Consider the following 20,954-nt stretch of genomic DNA (forward strand, 5'->3'; position numbering starts at 1 on the left):
GTTTCCGCCTCAACCGTGCCGCGCCGTGCCCGTTCCTGTGGAGCTCACAGCTTCCCCATCACATCGCCGCGGAAGCCGTAGATGGTCTTCTTGCCGGCCAGGGCGACGAGCTGCACGTCGCGGGTCTGGCCGGGTTCGAAGCGGACGGCGGTGCCGGCGGCGATGTCGAGGCGCATGCCGCGGGACTTCTTGCGATCGAACTTCAGCGCCGGGTTGGTCTCGAAGAAATGGTAGTGCGAACCGACCTGGATCGGCCGGTCGCCGGTGTTGGCAACCGTCAGCGTTACGGTCTTGCGGCCGGCATTGAGTTCGATCTCGCCGTCCTGGATGAAGAGTTCACCGGGGATCATGCTCTGCTCCTATCGGATCGGCTCGTGGACGGTGACGAGCTTCGTACCGTCAGGAAAGGTCGCCTCGACCTGGATGTCGTGGATCATCTCGGGAATTCCCGGCATCACCTGGTCGCGGGTCAGCACCTGCGCGCCGGACTGCATCAGCTCGGCGACGGTGCGGCCGTCGCGCGCGCCTTCCAGGATGAAATCGGAGATGATGGCGATCGCCTCGGGATGGTTGAGCTTGACGCCGCGGTCCAGCCGGCGGCGGGCCACGATCGCCGCCATCGAGATCAGAAGCTTGTCCTTTTCGCGGGGAGACAGGTTCATGAAGAATCTCTTCCGTTCAACACGTCAATTCCGTCATCAGTTCAGCCAGAGCCGCGGCAGCGCCGCGCCGGTGCGCGCCAGCACGGCCATCATGTCGGCGCGCAAGCGCGCCGCATCTTGGGCACAGAACCGCACCATTGCAAAGCCATTCCACGCCGAGATTCCGACCTCGCCGACGAAAGAGTCCGAGGCCTCGCGGATTCTCTCGACCAGGGCCTCGTCGCCGGGGACCATCAGCGCCGTGCCAATCGCAGCACCGCCTTTGGCAACGGCGGATCGGGCGAGTTTTGCGCCGACATTGCCGTCGAGCCGGACCGTCTCGGCGAACACCAGCCGGCCACCCCGACGCAGCCGCCAACGGTCGACGAACTCGCCCTGCTCCATTCGCTCGCCCATGGCGGTCCGGCCGAACACGACGATCTCGCAGAGCAGGAGTGAGGCCGCCTCGTCGAGCACGATGTCGAAGCGGCGATGGACGCGGGCGCGGTCAAACAGGATGGTCTCCTGCGGCAGCCAGGCGAGATGCGCCCCCGCATCGACCTTCAAGGCGATATCGAGCTGGGCCGCCGCCCCGGGCGCTCGGTAGATCTTTTCGGCGGCTGCGGTCGTCAGCGTCAGGCGCGAGTCCTGGCCCGCCGTGATGTCGATATCGAAGCGGTCGCCACCAGCAACCCCGCCGGCCGTGTTGACGAACACGCCGGACAGCCCCTCGCCTTCCGGCGAGGGAAAGCGCACGCGCAAGGAGCCGGATTCATGCAAGGCTCCGCGACGCGTCACGCCGTCTCGCGCGTGCACCTCGAAGCGCACCGCGCCACGGGCGCGGTTTGCCTCGAACACCCCTGACAGGATTGAAACGTCGCTGCGCATCCGCCTCCCCAGCCGGTCGCGGCAGAATGGCCTACAGCGCCATCTGGCGGCTGATCTCGGCCGGATCGAGATTGGAGCGGTCACAGGTGAACTTCACCGCGCCGCGATCCATCACCGCAAAACTGTCGCCGAGTTCGCAGGCAAAGTCGAGATATTGTTCGACCAGCACGATGGCGATGTTGCCGAGATTGCGCAGGTACGAGATGGCGCGGCCGATGTCCTTGATGATCGAAGGCTGGATGCCCTCGGTCGGCTCGTCGAGCAGCAGCAGTTTCGGCCGCATCACCAGTGCGCGCCCGATCGCGAGCTGCTGCTGCTGGCCGCCGGAGAGATCGCCGCCGCGCCGGCCGAGCATGGATTGCAGCACCGGGAAGAGCGAGAACACGTCGTCCGGGATGTGTTTGTCCTCGCGCTTGAGCGGGCCGAAGCCGGTCTTGAGGTTCTCCTCGACCGTCAGCAGCGGAAAGATCTCCCGCCCCTGCGGCACGAAGCCGATGCCCTTGCGGGCGCGCTCATAAGGCTTGAGGCCGGTGATGTCGCTGCCGTCGAGCACGATCGCGCCCGACGAGATCGGATATTGCCCGACCATGGCGCGCAAGAGCGAGGTCTTGCCGACGCCGTTGCGGCCGAGCACGCAGGTCACCTTGCCCGGCTCGGCCGAAATCGAGACGCCGCGCAGCGCCTGCGCAGCGCCGTAGAACAGATTGATGTCCTTGACCTCAAGCATCGCTCAGCGTCCCAGATAGACTTCGATGACCCGCTCGTTGGACGAGACCTGGTCGATGGTTCCTTCCGCGAGCACCGTGCCCTCGTGCAGGCAGGTGACCTTGACGCCGAGCTCGCGCACGAAGGTCATGTCGTGCTCGACGACCATCACGGTGTGGGTCTTGTTGATCTCTTTCAAGAGCTCGGCGGTAAGATGCGTCTCGACGTCGGTCATTCCCGCGACGGGCTCGTCGACGAGGAGCAGCTTCGGGTCCTGCGCCAGCAGCATGCCGATCTCCAGCCATTGCTTTTGGCCGTGGCTGAGGCTGCCGGCGAGACGGTTGCGGGCGTCGGTGAGGCGGATCGTCTCCAGCACCTTGTCGATGCGCTCGGACTCGGCCTTGCTGCCGCGCCAGAACAGCGTGCCCTTGACACTGTGGTCGACATTGAGCGCGAGCAGGAGGTTGTCCTGCACGCTCTGGCTCTCGAACACGGTCGGCTTCTGGAACTTGCGGCCGATGCCGAGCTCGGCGATGCGGGTCTCGTCCAGCCGCGTCAGATCGGTGACGCCGTCGAACAGAACCGTACCCTCGTCGGGCCTAGTCTTGCCGGTGATGATGTCCATCATCGTGGTCTTGCCGGCGCCGTTCGGGCCGATGATGGCGCGCATCTCGCCGGGCGCGAGCGTCAGCGACAGATTGTTGATGGCGTGGAAGCCGTCGAACGAGACGTGCACGCCGTCGAGATAGAGCATCGCGGAGGTCGCGCGATTGTCCATGACGTTCATGTGCGCCTACTCCGCCATCTTGGGTTCGGTGACGCCGTCCTCGGCCGCAGCACTCGCCATGGTCGTGGCGTTGCGCTTGTCCTTCGACTGATCCCACCAGGCGTTGAAGGTGCCGACGATGCCCTTGGGCAGCAGCAGCGTCACCAGGATGAACAACGCGCCCAGCATGAACAGCCAGTACGGCGCCAGCACGCCCGAGGTGAAGAAGGTCTTGGCGTAGTTGACGACGACCGCGCCGAGCGCGGCGCCGACCAGCGTGCCGCGGCCGCCGACCGCGACCCAGATCACCGCCTCGATCGAATTGCCCGGCGCGAATTCGCTTGGATTGATGATGCCGACCTGCGGCACGTACAGCGCGCCAGCGACACCGGCCATGCAGGCCGACACCGTGAACACGAACAGCTTGTAGGATTCGACCCGATAGCCGAGGAAGCGCGTGCGGGATTCCGCGTCACGCACCGCGATCAGGACCTTGCCGAGCTTGGACGAGACGATGGCGCGGCAGATCAGGAAACCGACGATCAACGCGAGGCAGCTCAGCCCGAACAGCGCCGCGCGGGTGCCCTCGGCCTGCACGTTGAAACCGAGAATGTCCTTGAAGTCGGTGAGGCCGTTGTTGCCTCCGAAGCCGAAATCGTTGCGGAAGAAGGCGAGCAGCAGCGCATAGGTCATCGCCTGCGTGATGATCGACAGATACACGCCGGTGACGCGGGAGCGGAACGCGAGCCATCCGAAGCAGAAGGCGAGCAGGCCGGGCACGACCAGCACCATCAGCGCTGCGAACCAGAACATGTCGAAGCCGTACCAGTACCAGGGCAGCTTCTGCCAGTTCAGGAACACCATGAAGTCGGGCAGGATCGGATTGCCGTAGACGCCGCGGGTGCCGATCTGCCGCATCAGGTACATGCCCATGGCATAGCCGCCGAGCGCGAAGAAGGCGCCGTGGCCGAGCGAGAGGATCCCGCAATAGCCCCAGATCAGGTCGATCGCGAGCGCCAGGATGGCGTAGCAGACATACTTGCCCCAGAGCGCGACCAGATAGGTCGGCACCTGCAGGAACGAGCCCGCGGGCAGCAGCAGGTTGGAGAGCGGGATGAGGATGCCACAGGCCGCGACGACGGCAAGGAAGATGGTCGCGCCGCGGTCCAGCGATCGCGTCAGCATGTGAGGGGTCATGCTTCCACCGCACGGCCCTTGAGCGCGAACAGGCCGCGCGGGCGCTTTTGAATGAACAGGATGATGAGAACCAGGATGGCGATCTTGCCCAGCACGGCGCCGGCGACCGGCTCCAGGAACTTGTTGGCGATGCCGAGCGTGAAGGCGCCGACCAGCGTGCCCCAGAGATTGCCGACCCCGCCGAACACCACGACCATGAAACTGTCGATGATATAGCTCTGGCCGAGATTGGGGCTGACATTGTCGATCTGCGACAGTGCCACGCCGGCGATGCCGGCAATGCCCGAACCGAGGCCGAAGGTGAGTGCGTCGACGCGCGAGGTGGCGATGCCCATCGAGGCCGCCATGCGGCGGTTCTGCGTCACCGCGCGCATCTCGAGGCCGAGCGCAGTGTAACGCAGCATCGCGAGCAGGATCGCGAACACGGCCAGCGTGAAGCAGAGGATCCAGAGCCGGTTATAGGTGATCGTGATCTGGCCGAGCTCGAACGCACCGCTCATCCAGGACGGATTGCCGACCTCGCGGTTGGTCGGGCCAAACATAGTGCGCACCGCCTGCTGCAGCACCAGCGAGAGGCCCCAGGTCGCAAGCAGCGTCTCCAGCGGACGGCCGTAGAGGAAGCGGATGATGCTGCGCTCGATCAGCACGCCGATCGCGCCGGCGACGACGAAGGCGAGGGGCACGGCGATCAGCAGCGAATAGTCGAACAGACCGGGATAGCGGGTGCGGATCACCTCCTGCACCACGAAGGTGGTGTAGGCCCCGATCATCACCATCTCGCCATGCGCCATGTTGATGACGCCCATCACGCCGAACGTGATGGCGAGGCCGATCGCGGCGAGCAGCAACACCGAGCCGAGCGAGAGGCCGTACCAGGCATTCTGCACCATCGACCAGACCGCGAGCGAATTCTGGATCGAGCCGATGGCGCTCGCGGCGGCCTTGGCCACCGAGGCCGGCTGCTCGCCCATGCCGGTGAGCAGTGCCAGCGCTTCCTGGTCGCCGCGCGCCTTGAGCGTTGCGACCGCCTCAAGCTTCTCGACCTCGGAGGCGTCCGCCTTGAACAGCAGAATGGCGGCGCGGGCCTCGCCGAGCGCCGCCTTGACCGACTTGTTGGTTTCCTTGGCGAGCGCGGCATCGACCGCCTCGAGCGCAGTCTCCTCATGCGACTTGAAGACGGATTGCGCCGCCTGGAGCCGCGTTCCAACGTCCGGCGACTGCAGCGTCATGCTGCCGAGCGCGGCATCGACGCTGCGGCGCAGACGGTTGTTGAGGCGAACCGCGCTCGCGCTGTCGGGAACGCTGGCCACCGCCTCGCCGGTCGCGGCGTCGATCGACTTGCCGTCGGCGCCGGTGATGTAAACCTTCTTGCTGTCCGGATCGGCCATCAACCGGCCGTCCTGGAGCGCGCTGATGATGGGAAAGGCCAGCTTGTTGCCGCTGCTGGCGACCACACCGATTGCCTCTTCCGTGTCGGAGAAATCATCGTTGGCGAATTTGGCGACCCCGTCCTCGAACGGACCGGCGAAGGCCGGCAGCGCAAACGCGATCAGGAACAATGAGAGCGCAAGCGAACAGAGGCGTGCGGACAAATGGGCTGGCACTGTGAATGACCCCGGCAGAAATGAGTGGAGAAGGCGGCGGGATCGCCGCCTTCTCCGATCTTGCAATGGAGTGTCAGACCCGGATCAGGAGCCCGAACCGAGGCACTTGTTGGTCTTGGTGTTGAAGTTGCCGCACTTCTTGCCGACCCAGTCGCCGATCAGGTCCTTGGAGCCCTCGAGCTCCTTCGACCAGGCATCGCCCGCGACGAGGCCCGGGGTCTTCCAGACCACGTCGAACTGGCCGTTGGCCTTGATTTCGCCGATGAACACCGGCTTGGTGATGTGGTGGTTCGGCAGCATCTTCGACACGCCGCCGGTCAGGTTCGGCGCCTCGATGCCGGGAAGCGCGTCGATCACCTTGTCCGGATCGGTCGACTTCACCTTCTCAACCGCCTTCACCCACATGTTGAAACCGATCACGTGCGCTTCCATCGGATCGTTGGTCACGCGCTTCGGATTCTTGGTGTAGGCCTGCCATTCCTTGATGAACTTCTCGTTCGACCCGTCCTTGGTCTTGATCGACTCGAAGTAGTTCCAGGCGGCGAGATGACCGACCAGCGGCTTGGTGTCGATGCCGGCGAGCTCTTCCTCACCGACCGAGAACGCCACCACCGGGATGTCCTTCGCCTTGATGCCCTGGTTGCCGAGCTCCTTGTAGAAGGGAACGTTGGCGTCGCCGTTGATGGTCGAGACCACCGCGGTCTTCTTGCCGGCCGAGCCGAACTTCTTGATGTCGGCCACGATCGTCTGCCAGTCGGAGTGACCGAACGGCGTGTAGTTGATCATGATGTCTTCCTGGGCGACACCCTTGGACTTCAGGTAGGCTTCCAGGATCTTGTTGGTGGTGCGCGGATAGACGTAGTCGGTGCCCGCGAGCACCCAGCGCTTCACCTTCTCTTCCTTCATCAGGTAGTCGACGGCGGGGATCGCCTGCTGGTTCGGCGCCGCACCGGTGTAGAACACGTTGCGCTCGCTCTCCTCACCCTCGTACTGCACGGGGTAGAACAGGATGTTGTTCAGCTCCTTGAAGACCGGGAGCACCGACTTGCGGGACACCGAGGTCCAGCAGCCGAACACCACCGAGACCTTGTCCTTGGTGATCAGCTCGCGCGCCTTCTCGGCGAACAGCGGCCAGTTCGACGCGGGGTCGACGACGACGGCTTCGAGCTTCTTGCCGAGAACGCCGCCCTTCTTGTTCTGCTCGTCGATCAGGAAAAGGATGGTGTCCTTCAGCGTGGTCTCGCTGATGGCCATGGTGCCGGAAAGGGAGTGCAGCACGCCGACCTTGATGGTCCCGTCGGCGGCCTTCGCGCCAGTCAATGAAGCCAGACCGAGCATCAATCCGGCGGTCGCGGCGAGCACGCCGCGGCGGCTAAATGACGCCGCTATATCGTGAGTAGATTTGCTAAGCATGAGTGTCTCATCTCCCTGACGCAGACGTGAAAAACGCTGCGAAACGGCCCCACGGCCGCCTGCGATTAACGGATTCGCAAGAACCGTGCCATGGGCTAAGCACCCAATAAGCCTTTGATTCCATGACGAGAACTGTCGGAAAACAAAGTTTCGCGGCGAGCAGACGGCTCAAATTTTGAGCAATCCAAATGTATGCCAAAGCGGCAGGCGGATTATTATTTTAGCAAATTGTCCGTTCTGGCTAAATTTCCGGCACAACTATTTGTGCACGGCAATCGCCATTTGCGACCAGCGTGCCTTGAAAGCGCCCCCTCGATGTTCCATATGAACGGTGAGATCTCTTGCGAATCAAGGGGTCATAGCGAGCCGCGTGTTCTTAAGCCCCCTGCGGGCCTCTGGCTTGCCCCATATCTCCCAAGCCATCCGACACCCCAAACACGCAGGTGTCTTCTCGACACCCTTTTGCGCGCGCCGCGCTAGATGCGCCGGGCGTTCGCTTTTGACATGGAAAGAACCCCACTTTTGACTTCGTTTCAGGACTTCGGCCTCGCCGAACCCATCGCGCGCGCTCTTCAGGAAGAGAATTACGTCACCCCCACCCCAATCCAGGCTCAGACCATTCCGCTGGCGCTGACCGGCCGCGATGTCGTCGGCATCGCCCAGACCGGCACCGGCAAGACTGCCTCCTTCGCACTGCCGATCCTGCACCGCCTGCTCGAGCATCGTATCAAGCCGCAGCCGAAGACGGCCCGCGTGCTGGTGTTGTCGCCGACCCGCGAACTGTCCGGCCAGATCCTCGACAGCTTCAATGCCTATGGCCGCCACATCCGCCTGTCCTCGACGCTTGCCATCGGCGGCGTGCCGATGGGCCGCCAGGTCCGCGCCCTGATGCAGGGCGTCGAGGTGCTGGTCGCCACCCCCGGCCGCCTGCTCGACCTCGTGCAGAGCAACGGGTTGAAGCTCTCCAGCGTCGAATTCCTCGTGCTCGACGAGGCCGATCGCATGCTCGACATGGGGTTCATCAACGACATTCGTAAGATCGTCGCCAAACTGCCGATCAAGCGACAGACGCTGTTTTTCTCGGCGACCATGCCGAAGGACATCGCCGAGCTCGCCGATTCCATGCTGCGCGACCCCGCCCGCGTCGCGGTGACCCCGGTCTCCTCGACCGCCGAGCGAATCAACCAGCGCATCCTCCAGGTCGACTTCTCGGCCAAGCCCGCCTTCCTGACCAAGCTGCTGCAGGACGCGGCGATCAATCGGGCGCTGGTCTTCACCCGCACCAAGCACGGTGCCGACAAGGTGGTGAAGACGCTGGCCAAGGCCGGCATCGCGGCCAACGCCATCCATGGCAACAAGTCGCAGAACCATCGCGAGCGCACGCTCGCCCAGTTTCGCTCGGGCGAGATCCGCACCCTGGTCGCCACCGACATCGCGGCCCGCGGCATCGACGTCGACGGGATCAGCCACGTCATCAATTTCGACCTGCCCAACGTGCCGGAAACCTACGTTCACCGCATCGGCCGCACCGCGCGCGCCGGCGCTGACGGCACCGCGATCTCGCTGGTGGCCGGCGGCGAGGAGCTCAGCTACCTGCGCGACATCGAACGGCTGATCCGCGTGGCGCTGCCGCGCGAAGACCATCGCACCGATGCCGGCCGCCGCGATGCCGGTCCCCCCCCGCCGCAGCAACGGCAGGGCCGCCCGGGCCGTCAAGGCCAGCGTCCGCAGGGCGCCCGGCATGGCGACGGACGGCGTGGCGACGAGCGACATGCCGAGGGACGCCACCACAGTGGCGGCAGGCACGGCGACGGACGGCCGGGCGAAGGACGCCATGGCGAGGGCAGGCCTGTTGATGGCAGGCCCGGTGATGGCCACACGGCCTCCAAGGGGTCTCGCCGCCGCCGCGGTTCCGGTGGTAAGATGACCTTCTCACCAGCCGATCGGTCGGAACAGCGTCCAGCGCATAGCGCCGGCAAGCCTGATGGAATACAAGGCGTTGCCTTTTTGCGTCGCGAGAGCCGCCCCACCGGCCGACCGAACCGCAACCCTCATTCGAACTAACAGTCTACGACTGGAGACACCCACATGGCTAAGGAAGAGCTGATCCAGTTCGAAGGACTGGTCACCGAAATCCTCCCCGACGCCCGCTACCGCGTGCAGCTCGACGCCGGGCACGAAATCGTCGCCTACACCGCCGGCAAGATGAAGAAGAACCGCATCAAGACGCTGGCGGGCGACCGCGTGACGGTCGAGATGTCGCCCTACGACCTGGAGAAGGGCCGGCTGATTTTCCGCCACAAGGACGAACGTCCCAGCACGGCTGGCGGACCGCCCCGGCCCGGACAGCGCGGCGGCCAGTTCCGCCGCCGCTAACCGAGGGCCGACGCGCGAGCGCGGCAGTAAAATTCCGACCTGTTTATTGATCCGCCGCGGACAGAGCGGCGGATCAAAAAATCGTGCGCGTCCGGATTGTTTTGAGGCCCGAATTCCGATAAAAGGAATTTATCGATTTTCGGCCGGACGACATTAGCATCCACCGGTATAGCCGGTTCAGACACGCTGACGACCCTTCCAAAAATTCGATCTAACCGGCCTGCGCAAGCGGGCTCTCACATTGTGTTATCTGAGAAGGGACTACCCCCGTGAGCATGGGAACCGTGAAGTGGTTTAACGCGACCAAAGGCTTCGGCTTCATTCAGCCCGACGATGGCGGCCAGGACGTGTTCGTTCACATCAGCGCTGTCGAGCGCGCCGGCCTCGGCACGCTCCGTGAAGGTCAGAAGATCTCCTACGAGGTCGTGGCCGACCGCCGCTCCGGCAAATCGGCAGCAGACAACCTCCGCGCCGCAGGCTGAACCGGCCGGGCGCTTGGCCCGATCGGCTCGCGAGAAACAAGAAGGCCGTGCATAGCGCACGGCCTTTTTCATTCATGCCCGCTGGCGGATGTCAGCACGAGGACGGTACGCCGTTGTAGGGCAACGCAAGTGACTTGACGCGGCCGCGCGTAGGACAGATCGCTCAGCTAGTTGGGCTTGGTGCCCCCACTGCCGCCACCGCTGGCGCTGCTGCTCAGCGAACCGGCTTGGCTCATCGTATTGTTGAAATAGGTGTCGCTGTCGCCGAGCGTCACGCGACGCTGGCAAAGCGGCACGCAGCTGTAGGATTCCCGCTCGATCCCGCGATAGACGGTGACGAGCCGGTCGCTAGGGCCTTCGACCTGGATCTGGCGATCGACCAGAATCTCGCCGCTCCGGTCGAGCGCAATGAAATTGGTGGCACCGTAGCCCTTGCCGGTCACGACGATCATGCCGCCGGGCTGGAGCGTGACGTCGGCGATCAGGGGATTGCCGACCACGATGGTCGCCACCTTGCCTGGCAGCCGCACCAGCTTGGCCTGGTCGACATTGACGGCGATGGTGTCGGCGGTGGACTCGGCTGAGCCGGCAGCCGGCGACGCCAGCACTGCGGCAGCAACCAGAAGACAGATGCGCGCCTGACGGCGCAGCAATTCCTTACGCATACTCTTACCCCCGGGACGTCACAAACCGGCAGAAGCGAACGGATAACAGCGGAGCCGGTGCCCGACCCGACTAACCTGCCTTTAATTCGTGAACGTTCCGCAAACTCCGGGACTATTGTTTGAGCGGACCGGTATTTACGCTCTCGATATCCCCGTCCTAGCGGCGGAACGGGTAGGCCAATTGGCCCACGATCTCCTTCGGGATCGTCGCTTCGTCCTTGCCGTAATCCTGCGGCAGGCGCCCCTCTGGCATGCGGAAGGTACCGAACAGCACGTCCCAGACCGGGAACGTCCCGGCGAAATTGGTGTTGCCGCCCTCTTCGAGCGGGGTGTGGTGCCAACGGTGGAACACCGGCGTTGCCAGCACATATTTGAAGGGTCCGAAAGTCCAGTTCAGGTTGGCGTGGACGAAGGCCGAATGGAAGGTGGTGAACGGGCCGACCCAGATCATGATGTTCGGGGAGATGCCGGCCATCAGCAGCACGACGTCGACGCCGATCGTCCCGAGCATGAGATTGATGGGATGGAAGCGGGCCGCGGAGATCCACCCGATCTCCTCCGACGAATGGTGGATGGCGTGATACTTCCAGAAGCCGCCGTCGTGGAAAAGCCGGTGCAGCCAATACAGCATGAAATCGGACAGCACCAGGAACAGCAGGGCTTGCACCCACACGGGCAGCTGCGACAGCGGGCCGTGGCCGTTGTCGTAGAAGGCAATGAGCTCGTCGGCATCGTGGATGTTGAAGACGACGCTGGCACCGACGATCAGAAGTCCGATCCGCATGGTCCGGGCGAACACCGGAACGAAGAACCAGTAGCAGATGTCGGTGACGATCTCCCGCTTGCGCCACCACGGCGCGCCGGGATTGCAGGCCCAGAAATGCTCGAGCACGGTGAAGACCGCCGCGAGCACCAAGGTGACGGGGACGACCTTTACGATAGTCTCGCCGAGCATCAGGGCGACTTGCATGGGCAGGCTCGACATCGTCGCCTCTCTCCGCGGATTCCAGTTCTCTTACGCCTACTCCGTGAAATTTAAGGGAGGGTGAAACCGCCGACGCGCTGACGATGTATCTGGAACCAACGCGAATTGGAGCCGCGGTCTTAAGGCGAAATTCACTCTGGGCCAAAGCATCGCGCCAGACGGGGGTTTGCGCGATCGAATTAACTCTACCGAAAGAGCTCGGCTCTCATGGTTATTGGGTCAAAGACGGCGCCGAACGAGGCGATCCAACCCCAATGGAGTTTGTTCATGAAGAACTTGATTGCGCGTTTCGCGAAGGATGAATCCGGCGCCACCGCCATCGAATACGGTCTGATCGCCGCCGGCATCGCGCTGGCCATCATCACCGTCGTCAACAATCTCGGCAGCACGCTGAACACCAAGTTCTCCGCGATCAGCAGCTCGCTGAAGTAAGCGGACAGGCCAACGACGGCAAAAGCCCCGGACCTCCGGGGCCTTTGTTTTTCTGAAGACGGCGAGTTCCAGTGGCGTTGCGCGAGTACAGAACCGATGCCGCAGTCGCGGCGAACCAGACAGGGGCGGCGCAGGCCGGCTCGCCAGTCTATTGGGTCTGCCTTGCGCTGCTGCTTGCAACCGTCGCGCTCGCCGCACGGATCGCCAGCCTCTGGTAAGCACGCGCTCCGCCGCTTCGGCGCCCGCGCCCCTTGCTGTGTTGTCGGTTTGTTTAGCACTGCCGGCTAGCATCCGCCGACGCCAGTCCCCGCGATAAACCCAGGCCTCAAGACGCAGCCCATGATCCTCGACCTTGCGCGCCTTCTGCTCTTCCCGGCCCTGATGGCGTTCGCCGCCGCGAGCGATCTCTTCACCATGACGATCTCGAACCGCGTGTCGCTGGCGCTGGTCGCGGGCTTCTTCGCGCTCGCTTTCGCCGGTGGCATGGCACCTTACGAGATGCTGAGTCATGTTGGCGCCGGCGCGCTTCTCCTCGCTGTGGCGTTTACCTGCTTCGCGATGGGCTGGGTCGGCGGCGGCGACGCCAAGGTCGCGGCCTCCGTCGCGCTCTGGTTCGGCTTCGCACAGCTGATGAACTTCCTGCTCTACGCCTCGCTGTTCGGCGGCGCGCTGACATTGCTGCTGCTCCAGTTCCGGCAATGGCCGCTGCCCTATGGGCTGGCGGGCCAGGCCTGGCTCGCACGGCTGCACGCCAAGGAGAGCGGCATCCCCTACGGCATCGCGCTCGCGCTGAGCGCGCTGATGGTCTACCCGGAGACCGAATGGGTGAAGGCGATCGATCTCGCTCACCTCGCACTGCGCTGAACGCACAGGGTAAACCCGGCGTTAAGGCGATTTAGATACGCCTCATTAACCATGCTTTGACGAATAGCTGGTCAACTGCCGATTACGGCGGCGGCAGCGTCGCGGCGGTTTGTTGGAAAGTGAAGCGTATGAATAGGGCACGCATTGTCGTCCTGACGGTCGCCATCTGCGCCGGCGGTGTCGCCGCGTACCTGGCGAGCGGTTCGGACAATACTGCGCCGCCTCCGGCGGCCCCGGTCGCGCAGCTTCCGACCGTCGACGTTCTCGTGGCCAAGAACGACATCGGCCTCGGCCAGACCGTGAAGCCGGACGACGTGCAATGGCAGACCTGGCCGGCCGCGACCGCCAGCGCCACCTTCATCCGTCGCAACGAGCGTCCCGACGGCGCCACCCAGGTCACCGGTTCGATCGCGCGCGCGCCCTTCATTCAAGGCGAGCCGATCCGCGATCAGAAGCTGGTCAAGGCCGAAGGCTCAGGCTTCATGGCGGCAATCCTGCCCAGCGGCATGCGGGCGATCTCGACCGAGATCTCGCCGGAGACCGGCGCAGGCGGCTTCATCCTGCCCAACGATCGCGTCGACGTTCTTCTCACCCGCCGGCTGAAGAACCCGGACCAGGCCAGCGGCGCCCCCGACATCGTCACCTCCGAGATCATCCTGGCCAATATCCGCGTCCTGGCGATCGACCAGGCGCCAAAGGAAAAAGACGGCCAGAATTCGGTAGTCGGCAAGACCGTCACGCTCGAGCTCAATCCCGCCCAGACCGCGACACTCTCCGCGGCACGCCAGAGCGGCACGCTGTCGCTGGCGCTGCGCAGCATCGTCGACGTCAAGATGAGCGAAATCACGCTCGATGATTCCGCGCAGAAGCGAGACGGTATTTCGATCATCCGCTACGGAATTCCGAGCCAGACGGCGAAAGCACGATGAAGATAGTCGATATGAAATGCAGGGTGGATCTGGCGACGATGCGGACCTCGGCGGTTCGCGCCCTGTCGTTCACGGCCGCTCTCGCGCTGGCGCTCAACCCGGTGCTGACCCCCGCGGTCGCCGCCGATTACCGTCCGGCGGCGTCGGCCGCGGCGGACGGCCAGATAAACGCGCGCTTCCTCTCGCTCGGCGTCGGCAAGTCGATCGTGATCGACCTGCCGCGCGACATCAAGGATGTGCTGGTCGCCGATCCCAAGATCGCCAACGCGGTGGTCCGCTCCGCGCAACGCGCCTATATCATCGGCGCCACGGTCGGCCAGACCAATATCGTGTTCTTCGATTCCGCCGGTCAGCAGATTGCGGCCTACGACATCGCGGTCAAGCGCGACCTCAACGGCGTGCGGGCCGCGCTGAAGCAGATCCTGCCCAATTCGGACATCCAGATCGACGGACTGGGCGACGGCATCGTCCTGACCGGCACGGCAGCGAATCCGATGGAGGCGCAGCAGGCCAACGAGCTCGCCGCGCGCCTGGCCGGCGGCGCCGACAAGGTGGTGAACTCGATCGTGGTACGGGGCCGCGATCAGGTGATGCTCAAGGTGACGGTGGCGGAAGTCCAGCGCAACATCGTCAAGCAGCTCGGCATCGACCTCTCAGCGAACCTCAACTACGGCACCTCGGTGGTGAGCTTCACCAACGCCAATCCGTTCACGGCTCTCGGCAAGAACCTCGTGGACGGCAACAACTTGACGACGAAGTTCGGCGCGGCACCGTCGGTGCAGGCCACCCTGCGCGCGATGGAAACCGCGGGCGTCATCCGCACGCTGGCCGAACCGAACCTGACCGCGATCTCCGGTGAATCGGCAACGTTCATCGCCGGCGGTGAATTCCCGGTCCCGGCCGGCTATGCGTGCGATCCCACCACGCATGTCTGCACCACCCAGATCAGCTTCAAGAAGTTCGGCATCTCGCTGAACTTCACCCCCGTGGTGCTGAGCGAGGGCAAGATCAGCCTGCGCGTGATGACGGAGGTCTCTGAGCTGTCGAACGAAAACGCAATCACGCTGTCGCAGGCGGTGACCACGTCGACGGTGAACTCGCTGACCGTGCCCTCGATCAGGACCCGCCGCGCGGAAACCTCGCTGGAAATCCCCTCCGGCGGCGCGATGGCGATGGCCGGCCTGATCCAGCAGCAGACCAAGCAGGCGATCAGCGGACTGCCCGGACTGATGCAGCTCCCGGTCCTCGGAACGCTGTTCCGCAGCCGCGACTTCGTCAACAACGCCACCGAGCTCTGCGTGATCGTGACGCCCTATGTCGTTCGCGCGGTGGCGCCGAAGGACCTGTCGCGGCCGGATGACGGCTTCGCCCCGCCGGTGGATCCTCAGGCCCAGCTGATTGGCAACATCAACCGCATCTACGGCGTGCCCGGCCGGACCGAGCCGGCCAAGAACTACCGCGGCACCTACGGCTTCATTACCGACTGAGGCGGAACGGGGACTTCACGATGATCACAAAACCACCCCAGCTTCGCACACGCGCCATCCGCTTCGGCGGCGCGCTCGTCGGCATGGCGCTCGCGCTCGGCGGCTGCCAGCACGACGAAGCCGTTACCGCGTCCATTCCCGACGACTACAAGCAGCGCCATCCGATCGCGATCGAGGAGCAGAACCGCTCGATCGTCGTCTTCGTCGGCCATGCCCGCGGGGGACTGACCGCCGCCCAGCGCGCGGACGTGATGGGTGTCGCATCGGCATGGTTGCACGAAGGCACCGGGGCCATCCGCATCGACGTGCCGTCCGGCACGCCCAATGCGCGTCCGGTCGCAGATACGATGCGTGAAATCCAGGCGATGCTGGCCGGAGCAGGCGTTCCGCCGCGCGGCGTCAACGTTCGTCCCTACCATCCCGAGGACAAGCGCTTCCTGCCGCCGATCCGGCTCACTTACTCCAAGATCGCCGCGATCGCGGGTCCCTGTGGCCTGTGGCCGGACGACATTGGCCCTTCCATGAAGAACAGGGGCTGGTTCGAGAACAAGGACTATTACAATTACGGCTGCGCCTATCAGCGCAACCTCGCGGCGATGGTCGACAATCCGTCGGACCTCGAGCAGCCGCGGCCTGAGACGCCGTCCTACACACCCCGGCGCATTACCGGCTTCGAGAAGTATCGCAAGGGAACGACGACGGCGACCACCTATCCTGAGGCCGACAAGGCCAAACTCAGCGACACCGGCAAATGATCAGCTACGCTCGCCAGACACACGAAGAGCAGCCGGAAGCACCTCCGCCGCCGGTGGAGGAGCATATCGCGCCCGCGCCGCGCGTCTCGGTCCAGGCCTTCTGCGAGACCGTGGAAACGGCTGCCGCGGTCCAGTCGGCCGGCGAGGATCGCCGTCTCGGCAAGGCCCACCTGAAGATCCAGATGGGCGGCATGGCGGCCGCGATCGAAGCCTACCGCTCGGCTCCCACGCCGAACGTGATCGTGCTCGAGAGCGACGGCCGCAACGACCTGCTGGGCGGTCTCGATCAGCTCGCCACCGTCTGCGATGCCGGCACCCGCGTGGTCGTGATCGGCCGCATCAACGACGTCATGCTCTACCGCGAACTGGTGCGCCGCGGCGTCAGCGATTACGTGCTTGCGCCAGTCGGCGCGATCGACGTCGTACGCTCGATCTGCAACCTGTTCTCGGCGCCGGAAGCCAAGGCGGTCGGCCGCATCATCGCCGTGGTCGGCGCCAAAGGGGGCGTCGGCGCTTCCACGATCTCCCACAACGTCGCCTGGGCGATCGCGCGCGACCTCGCAATGGATGCCGTCGTCGCCGATCTCGACCTCGCCTTCGGCACCGCTGGCCTCGACTACAACCAGGATCCGCCGCAGGGCATTGCCGACGCCGTGTTCTCGCCCGATCGCGTCGACACCGCCTTCATCGACCGTCTGCTGTCGAAGTGCACCGACCATCTCAGCCTGCTGGCGGCGCCGGCGACGCTCGACCGGGTCTACGATTTCGGCACCGACGCCTTCGACGCCGTGTTCGACACACTGCGCTCCACCATGCCCTGCATCGTGCTGGACATTCCGCACCAATGGGCGGGCTGGACCAAGCGTGCCTTGATCGGAGCGGACGACATCCTGATCGTGGCAGCCCCCGACCTCGCCAATTTACGCAACACCAAGAACCTGTTCGATCTGCTGAAGGCCGCGCGGCCCAACGACCGGCCGCCGCTGTACTGCCTGAACCAGGTCGGCGTGCCGAAACGGCCCGAAATCGCCGCCGCGGAGTTCGCCAAGGCGATCGAGAGCCAGCCGATCGTCTCGATCCCGTTCGAGCCGCAGATCTTCGGCTCGGCGGCCAACAACGGGCAGATGATCGCGGAGATCTCCGCCAACCACAAATCGATCGAGATGTTCCTTCAGATCGCCCAGCGCCTGACCGGCCGCAGCGAGACCAAGAAACAAAAGTCGTCCCTATTTTCCCCCCTGATTGAGAAGTTGCGGGGAAAATAGGCCGCCGCAAGGAGTCGTTAAGTGTTCGGTAAGCGTAGCGGAACAGACACCGACCTTCGGGCGCCCAAGCCCGGTGCGATGTCGCTCGAGCCTACCCAGGCTCCAGCACCGACGGTGTCGCGCGCCCCGCCCCCGCCGGCCGTCGCCTCGCCGCCGCTGGCGCCCGCCAAGGCGTCCCCGCCCCCGGCTATGGAGAGCCGGCGCTCGGACAACTATTACGAGGTCAAGGCGACCATCTTCGGCGCGCTGATCGAGGCGATCGACCTCGCCCAGCTCGCCAAGCTCGATTCGGAATCCGCGCGCGAGGAAATCCGCGACATCGTCAACGAGATCATCGCGATCAAGAATATCGTGATGTCGATCGCCGAGCAGGAGGAGCTGCTCGACGACATCTGCAACGACGTTCTCGGCTACGGCCCGCTCGAACCGCTGCTGTCGCGCGACGACATCGCCGACATCATGGTCAATGGCGCCAACACCGTCTACATCGAAGTCGGCGGCAAGATCCAGCGCACCGGCATCCGTTTCCGCGACAACCAGCAACTTCTCAACATCTGCCAGCGCATCGTCAGCCAAGTCGGCCGGCGCGTCGACGAATCCTCGCCGATCTGCGACGCGCGCCTCGCCGACGGCTCCCGCGTCAACGCCATCGTGCCGCCGCTGTCGATCGACGGCCCCGCGCTCACCATCCGCAAATTCAAGAAGGACAAGCTGACGCTGGATCAGCTCGTCAAGTTCGGCGCGATCACGCCCGAGGGCGCCGAGATCCTCCAGATCATCGGACGCTGCCGTTGCAACGTGCTGATCTCCGGCGGCACCGGCTCCGGCAAGACCACGCTTCTCAACTGTCTGACCAACTATATCGAGCATGACGAGCGCGTCATCACCTGCGAGGACGCCGCCGAGCTCCAGCTCCAGCAGCCCCATGTGGTGCGGCTGGAAACCCGCCCGCCCAATATCGAGGGCGAGGGCCAGGTCACCATGCGCGAATTGGTGCGCAACTGCCTGCGTATGCGTCCCGAACGCATCATCGTCGGCGAGGTCCGCGGACCCGAGGCGTTCGACCTGCTGCAGGCCATGAACACCGGCCACGACGGGTCGATGGGCACGCTGCACGCCAACAACCCGCGCGAAGCACTGTCGCGCTGCGAATCCATGATCACGATGGGCGGCTTTTCGCTGCCCTCGCGAACGATCCGCGAGATGATCTGCGCCTCGATCGACGTCATCATTCAGGCCGCGCGCCTGCGCGACGGCTCCCGCCGCATCACCCACATCACCGAGGTGATGGGCATGGAAGGCGACACCATCATCACCCAGGACATCTTCCTCTACGACATGGTCGGCGAGGACGCCAACGGCAAGATCATCGGCCGGCACCGCTCGACCGGCATCGGCCGTCCGAAGTTCTGGGAGCGCGCCCGCTATTACGGCGATGAGAAGCGGCTTTCCGCTGCGCTGGACGCGGCGGAAGTCGCGCCGAAGACGTGAGCAGGTCAACATCGCCATGAAGATGCAGGTCCTTGCCCTCGCATTCCTCGCCACCGCAGCGGTCGGCGGCATCGCCTGGGTCTTCCTTTATCCGCTGCTGTCGGGGGAGCGAAAGGCGGAAAGCCGCCGCGCCTCGATCTCGCGCGCCGAGACGCCGACGGTCCGCCAAGCCGAGAAGAACCAGCGCTCGCGCCGCGAGCAGGTCGAGAGCACGCTGAAGGATCTCGAAGCGCGACGCCTGCAGGAAAAGAACGTTCCCCTCACTGTCCGCTTGTCGCAGGCGGGGCTCGACTGGACGCCGCAGAAATTCTGGATCGTGTCCGCCGTCGTGGCCGGCTTGTTCTTCGCAGGCGCCCTGTTCGCCGGCGGCGGCCTGATCGGCGCTGCCGGCCTCGCCTTTGCCGGCGGTTTCGGGTTGCCCCGCTGGGCGCTGGGCTATCTGAAGAAGCGCCGGGAAGACAAGTTCCTGAAGGCACTGCCCGATGCGGTCGACGTGATCGTCCGCGGCATCAAGGCCGGCCTGCCGCTGTTCGAATCGATCAAGGTCGTCGCTGCGGATTCGCCCGAGCCGCTGCGCAGCGAGTTCCTCGCCATCATCGAGACGCAGGCAATCGGCATGCCGCTGGGCGAGGCTTGCTCCCGGCTCTATGAGCGCATGCCGCTGCCGGAAGCCAATTTCTTCGGCATCGTGGTGTCGATCCAGCAGAAATCCGGCGGCAATCTCTCCGAAGCGCTCGGCAACCTGTCGAAGGTGCTGCGCGACCGCAAGAAGATGAAAGAGAAGATCCAGGCGATGTCGATGGAAGCCAAGGCCTCGGCCGGCATCATCGGTTCGCTGCCGCCGATCGTGATGTTCCTGGTCTATCTCACGACGCCACAATACATCTCGCTGCTTTGGACTCATCCCACCGGCCAGCTGATGCTGGTCGGCTGCGTCGTCTGGATGGCGATCGGCGTCCTGGTGATGAAAAAGATGATCAATTTTGACTTCTGACGGTGACCGATGGTCGAGTTCCTCGTTACGAAACTGCACGACGTCCGGTTCATGACCATGATGCTGGCAGCCATCGCCGCCAGCGCCACCGTCTATACGCTGGTGATGCCGCTGTTCGCCGGAGAAGGCCTCTCCAAGCGCATGAAGGCGGTGGCGAGCGAGCGTGAACGCATCCGGCAGCGCGAGCGTGAGCGCCTTCACAAGAGCGAGAAGGTCTCCCTGCGCCAGACGCCGAAGCAGCTCGTCTCCAAGGTCGTGGAGGACTTCAACCTCACCAAATGGCTCGCGCAGGAAGCAGCGCGGGACAAGCTCATCATGGCCGGCTACCGCGGCCAGGCTCCCTACATCACCTTCCTGTTTGCCCGCATGGTCGCTCCGATCGTGCTCTTCGTCGGCTCGGTGATCTATGTTTTCCTGATCGCGCATTTGCAGCAGGCGATGCCGATCAAGATCGGCATCTGCCTCGGCGCAGCCTATCTCGGCCTCCAGGCGCCTATGCTGTTCCTCAGGAATGCGATCTCGAAGCGCCAGCTCTCGATCAAGCGCGCCTTTCCCGATGCACTCGACCTGCTTCTGATCTGCATCGAGTCCGGCATGTCGGTCGAAATGGCATTCCGGAAGGTCGCCACCGAGATCGTGGGACAGTCGATCGCGTTGTCGGAAGAATTCACGCTGACAACCGCCGAACTGTCCTATCTGCAGGATCGCAAGGTCGCCTATGAGAATCTGGCACGACGCACCGGGCTCGAGGGCGTCAAGTCGGTGTGCCTGGCACTGCAGCAGGCGGAACGCTACGGTACCCCGCTGGGTCAATCCTTGCGCGTCATGGCGCAGGAAAACCGCGATATGCGCATGAACGAGGCCGAGAAGAAGGCCGCCGCCTTGCCGCCGAAGTTGACCGTGCCGATGATCCTGTTCTTCCTGCCGGTCCTGTTCGTCGTCATTCTCGGGCCGACCGCCATCAAGGTCACCGAGATGCAGTGAGGCAGGGCACGGACTGCACGCGGTCCGTGGG

Annotated in this window: 23 protein-coding genes; 13 read left to right on the forward strand and 10 right to left on the reverse strand. The window is 64.4% G+C overall.

Annotated features, from left to right (window positions below; translation table 11 throughout):
* Nucleotides 1–44: 44 nt before the first annotated feature.
* The 8 genes from X268_RS28315 to urtA all read right to left on the reverse strand — a co-directional run bounded on the left by X268_RS28315 (nucleotide 45) and on the right by urtA (nucleotide 7,214).
* Nucleotides 45–350: an urease subunit beta gene (locus X268_RS28315; RefSeq protein WP_092227079.1), complete on the reverse strand. Its 306-nt coding sequence runs from the start codon at nucleotides 348–350 to the stop codon at nucleotides 45–47.
* Nucleotides 351–359: 9 nt separating this feature from the next.
* On the reverse strand, nucleotides 360–662 hold the full coding sequence (locus X268_RS28320; protein ID WP_007605424.1) for an urease subunit gamma: 303 nt from the start codon (nucleotides 660–662) through the stop codon (nucleotides 360–362).
* Nucleotides 663–698: 36 nt separating this feature from the next.
* Nucleotides 699–1,529 carry an urease accessory protein UreD gene (locus tag X268_RS28325; RefSeq protein WP_128927973.1) on the reverse strand — a complete coding sequence of 277 codons (831 nt, stop codon included), beginning with the start codon at nucleotides 1,527–1,529 and terminating at the stop codon, nucleotides 699–701.
* A 31-nt stretch (nucleotides 1,530–1,560) separates the two neighbouring features.
* The gene (gene urtE, locus X268_RS28330) at nucleotides 1,561–2,256 is read right to left on the reverse strand and encodes an urea ABC transporter ATP-binding subunit UrtE (RefSeq protein WP_128927974.1); all 696 of its coding nucleotides are present in this window, start codon (nucleotides 2,254–2,256) and stop codon (nucleotides 1,561–1,563) included.
* Nucleotides 2,257–2,259: 3 nt separating this feature from the next.
* Nucleotides 2,260–3,021, reverse strand: a complete 762-nt coding sequence (gene urtD, locus X268_RS28335) for an urea ABC transporter ATP-binding protein UrtD (protein WP_128927975.1) — start codon at nucleotides 3,019–3,021, stop codon at nucleotides 2,260–2,262.
* Nucleotides 3,022–3,027: 6 nt separating this feature from the next.
* The gene (urtC, locus tag X268_RS28340) at nucleotides 3,028–4,197 is read right to left on the reverse strand and encodes an urea ABC transporter permease subunit UrtC (RefSeq protein ID WP_128927976.1); all 1,170 of its coding nucleotides are present in this window, start codon (nucleotides 4,195–4,197) and stop codon (nucleotides 3,028–3,030) included.
* On the reverse strand, nucleotides 4,194–5,801 hold the full coding sequence (urtB, locus tag X268_RS28345) for an urea ABC transporter permease subunit UrtB (protein WP_128927977.1): 1,608 nt from the start codon (nucleotides 5,799–5,801) through the stop codon (nucleotides 4,194–4,196). Before urtB ends, urtC begins: the two co-directional genes overlap by 4 nt.
* 84 nt (nucleotides 5,802–5,885) lie before the next feature.
* Nucleotides 5,886–7,214: an urea ABC transporter substrate-binding protein gene (gene urtA / locus X268_RS28350; protein ID WP_128927978.1), complete on the reverse strand. Its 1,329-nt coding sequence runs from the start codon at nucleotides 7,212–7,214 to the stop codon at nucleotides 5,886–5,888.
* A gap of 480 nt (nucleotides 7,215–7,694) precedes the next feature.
* On the opposite strand from urtA, the gene X268_RS28355 reads away from it, so the two are divergent.
* From X268_RS28355 to X268_RS28365, 3 genes are all read left to right on the forward strand, one after another.
* Nucleotides 7,695–9,278 (forward strand): DEAD/DEAH box helicase, encoded by a 1,584-nt coding sequence (locus X268_RS28355; RefSeq protein WP_128927979.1) that lies wholly within the window; start codon nucleotides 7,695–7,697, stop codon nucleotides 9,276–9,278.
* A gap of 24 nt (nucleotides 9,279–9,302) precedes the next feature.
* Nucleotides 9,303–9,590, forward strand: a complete 288-nt coding sequence (gene infA, locus X268_RS28360; RefSeq protein WP_024340539.1) for a translation initiation factor IF-1 — start codon at nucleotides 9,303–9,305, stop codon at nucleotides 9,588–9,590.
* A gap of 269 nt (nucleotides 9,591–9,859) precedes the next feature.
* A complete protein-coding gene (locus X268_RS28365; protein WP_097659975.1) occupies nucleotides 9,860–10,072 on the forward strand; it encodes a cold-shock protein in 213 nt (70 codons plus the stop codon).
* A 167-nt stretch (nucleotides 10,073–10,239) separates the two neighbouring features.
* On the opposite strand, the gene X268_RS28370 is transcribed toward X268_RS28365, so the two are convergent.
* Together X268_RS28370 and X268_RS28375 are read right to left on the reverse strand one after the other, a co-directional pair.
* Nucleotides 10,240–10,737 (reverse strand): pilus assembly protein N-terminal domain-containing protein, encoded by a 498-nt coding sequence (locus tag X268_RS28370; RefSeq protein ID WP_128927980.1) that lies wholly within the window; start codon nucleotides 10,735–10,737, stop codon nucleotides 10,240–10,242.
* A gap of 157 nt (nucleotides 10,738–10,894) precedes the next feature.
* Nucleotides 10,895–11,722, reverse strand: a complete 828-nt coding sequence (locus tag X268_RS28375) for a sterol desaturase family protein (protein WP_128927981.1) — start codon at nucleotides 11,720–11,722, stop codon at nucleotides 10,895–10,897.
* Nucleotides 11,723–11,989: 267 nt separating this feature from the next.
* Here X268_RS28375 and X268_RS28380 point away from each other — a divergent pair, with 267 nt between their 5' ends.
* The 10 genes from X268_RS28380 (at nucleotide 11,990) to X268_RS28420 (ending at nucleotide 20,923) form a co-directional block, all read left to right on the forward strand.
* Nucleotides 11,990–12,154, forward strand: coding sequence for a Flp family type IVb pilin (locus X268_RS28380; protein ID WP_128927982.1), 165 nt, complete (start codon nucleotides 11,990–11,992; stop codon nucleotides 12,152–12,154).
* Nucleotides 12,155–12,231: 77 nt separating this feature from the next.
* Entirely contained in the window at nucleotides 12,232–12,372 is a 141-nt protein-coding gene (locus tag X268_RS39670) for a hypothetical protein (protein WP_164937435.1), read from the forward strand.
* 121 nt (nucleotides 12,373–12,493) lie between these two features.
* Complete coding sequence (locus X268_RS28385) at nucleotides 12,494–13,018, forward strand: A24 family peptidase (protein WP_128927983.1); 525 nt, start codon at nucleotides 12,494–12,496, stop codon at nucleotides 13,016–13,018.
* Nucleotides 13,019–13,146: 128 nt separating this feature from the next.
* Nucleotides 13,147–13,947, forward strand: coding sequence for a Flp pilus assembly protein CpaB (gene cpaB / locus X268_RS28390; RefSeq protein ID WP_164937970.1), 801 nt, complete (start codon nucleotides 13,147–13,149; stop codon nucleotides 13,945–13,947).
* Nucleotides 13,948–13,958: 11 nt separating this feature from the next.
* Nucleotides 13,959–15,434 carry a type II and III secretion system protein family protein gene (locus X268_RS28395; protein WP_164938197.1) on the forward strand — a complete coding sequence of 492 codons (1,476 nt, stop codon included), beginning with the start codon at nucleotides 13,959–13,961 and terminating at the stop codon, nucleotides 15,432–15,434.
* Nucleotides 15,435–15,454: 20 nt separating this feature from the next.
* Complete coding sequence (locus X268_RS28400) at nucleotides 15,455–16,189, forward strand: CpaD family pilus assembly protein (RefSeq protein ID WP_128927986.1); 735 nt, start codon at nucleotides 15,455–15,457, stop codon at nucleotides 16,187–16,189.
* A complete protein-coding gene (locus X268_RS28405; RefSeq protein WP_128927987.1) occupies nucleotides 16,186–17,454 on the forward strand; it encodes a CpaE/TadZ family protein in 1,269 nt (422 codons plus the stop codon). The genes X268_RS28400 and X268_RS28405 overlap by 4 nt, the downstream gene beginning before the upstream one ends.
* Nucleotides 17,455–17,475: 21 nt before the next feature.
* Entirely contained in the window at nucleotides 17,476–18,945 is a 1,470-nt protein-coding gene (locus X268_RS28410; protein ID WP_128927988.1) for a TadA family conjugal transfer-associated ATPase, read from the forward strand.
* A 16-nt stretch (nucleotides 18,946–18,961) separates the two neighbouring features.
* Complete coding sequence (locus tag X268_RS28415) at nucleotides 18,962–19,939, forward strand: type II secretion system F family protein (protein ID WP_128927989.1); 978 nt, start codon at nucleotides 18,962–18,964, stop codon at nucleotides 19,937–19,939.
* Nucleotides 19,940–19,948: 9 nt separating this feature from the next.
* The gene (locus X268_RS28420; protein ID WP_128927990.1) at nucleotides 19,949–20,923 is read left to right on the forward strand and encodes a type II secretion system F family protein; all 975 of its coding nucleotides are present in this window, start codon (nucleotides 19,949–19,951) and stop codon (nucleotides 20,921–20,923) included.
* Nucleotides 20,924–20,954: the final 31 nt, after the last annotated feature.

Source organism: Bradyrhizobium guangxiense (assembly GCF_004114915.1).
GTDB classification, from domain to species: domain Bacteria; phylum Pseudomonadota; class Alphaproteobacteria; order Rhizobiales; family Xanthobacteraceae; genus Bradyrhizobium; species Bradyrhizobium guangxiense.

What these genes read in the sequence shown, in the direction of transcription:
- X268_RS28315 (WP_092227079.1), bottom strand. Translation starts at nt 350, where the DNA reads ATGATCCCCGGTGAACTCTTCATCCAGGACGGCGAGATCGAACTCAAT.
- X268_RS28320 (WP_007605424.1), bottom strand. Translation starts at nt 662, where the DNA reads ATGAACCTGTCTCCCCGCGAAAAGGACAAGCTTCTGATCTCGATGGCG.
- X268_RS28325 (WP_128927973.1), bottom strand. Translation starts at nt 1,529, where the DNA reads ATGCGCAGCGACGTTTCAATCCTGTCAGGGGTGTTCGAGGCAAACCGC.
- urtE (WP_128927974.1), bottom strand. Translation starts at nt 2,256, where the DNA reads ATGCTTGAGGTCAAGGACATCAATCTGTTCTACGGCGCTGCGCAGGCG.
- urtD (WP_128927975.1), bottom strand. Translation starts at nt 3,021, where the DNA reads ATGAACGTCATGGACAATCGCGCGACCTCCGCGATGCTCTATCTCGAC.
- urtC (WP_128927976.1), bottom strand. Translation starts at nt 4,197, where the DNA reads ATGACCCCTCACATGCTGACGCGATCGCTGGACCGCGGCGCGACCATC.
- urtA (WP_128927978.1), bottom strand. Translation starts at nt 7,214, where the DNA reads ATGCTTAGCAAATCTACTCACGATATAGCGGCGTCATTTAGCCGCCGC.
- X268_RS28355 (WP_128927979.1), top strand. Translation starts at nt 7,695, where the DNA reads ATGCGCCGGGCGTTCGCTTTTGACATGGAAAGAACCCCACTTTTGACT.
- infA (WP_024340539.1), top strand. Translation starts at nt 9,303, where the DNA reads ATGGCTAAGGAAGAGCTGATCCAGTTCGAAGGACTGGTCACCGAAATC.
- X268_RS28370 (WP_128927980.1), bottom strand. Translation starts at nt 10,737, where the DNA reads ATGCGTAAGGAATTGCTGCGCCGTCAGGCGCGCATCTGTCTTCTGGTT.
- X268_RS28375 (WP_128927981.1), bottom strand. Translation starts at nt 11,722, where the DNA reads ATGTCGAGCCTGCCCATGCAAGTCGCCCTGATGCTCGGCGAGACTATC.
- X268_RS28380 (WP_128927982.1), top strand. Translation starts at nt 11,990, where the DNA reads ATGAAGAACTTGATTGCGCGTTTCGCGAAGGATGAATCCGGCGCCACC.
- X268_RS28385 (WP_128927983.1), top strand. Translation starts at nt 12,494, where the DNA reads ATGATCCTCGACCTTGCGCGCCTTCTGCTCTTCCCGGCCCTGATGGCG.
- cpaB (WP_164937970.1), top strand. Translation starts at nt 13,147, where the DNA reads ATGAATAGGGCACGCATTGTCGTCCTGACGGTCGCCATCTGCGCCGGC.
- X268_RS28395 (WP_164938197.1), top strand. Translation starts at nt 13,959, where the DNA reads ATGAAATGCAGGGTGGATCTGGCGACGATGCGGACCTCGGCGGTTCGC.
- X268_RS28400 (WP_128927986.1), top strand. Translation starts at nt 15,455, where the DNA reads ATGATCACAAAACCACCCCAGCTTCGCACACGCGCCATCCGCTTCGGC.
- X268_RS28405 (WP_128927987.1), top strand. Translation starts at nt 16,186, where the DNA reads ATGATCAGCTACGCTCGCCAGACACACGAAGAGCAGCCGGAAGCACCT.
- X268_RS28415 (WP_128927989.1), top strand. Translation starts at nt 18,962, where the DNA reads ATGAAGATGCAGGTCCTTGCCCTCGCATTCCTCGCCACCGCAGCGGTC.
- X268_RS28420 (WP_128927990.1), top strand. Translation starts at nt 19,949, where the DNA reads ATGGTCGAGTTCCTCGTTACGAAACTGCACGACGTCCGGTTCATGACC.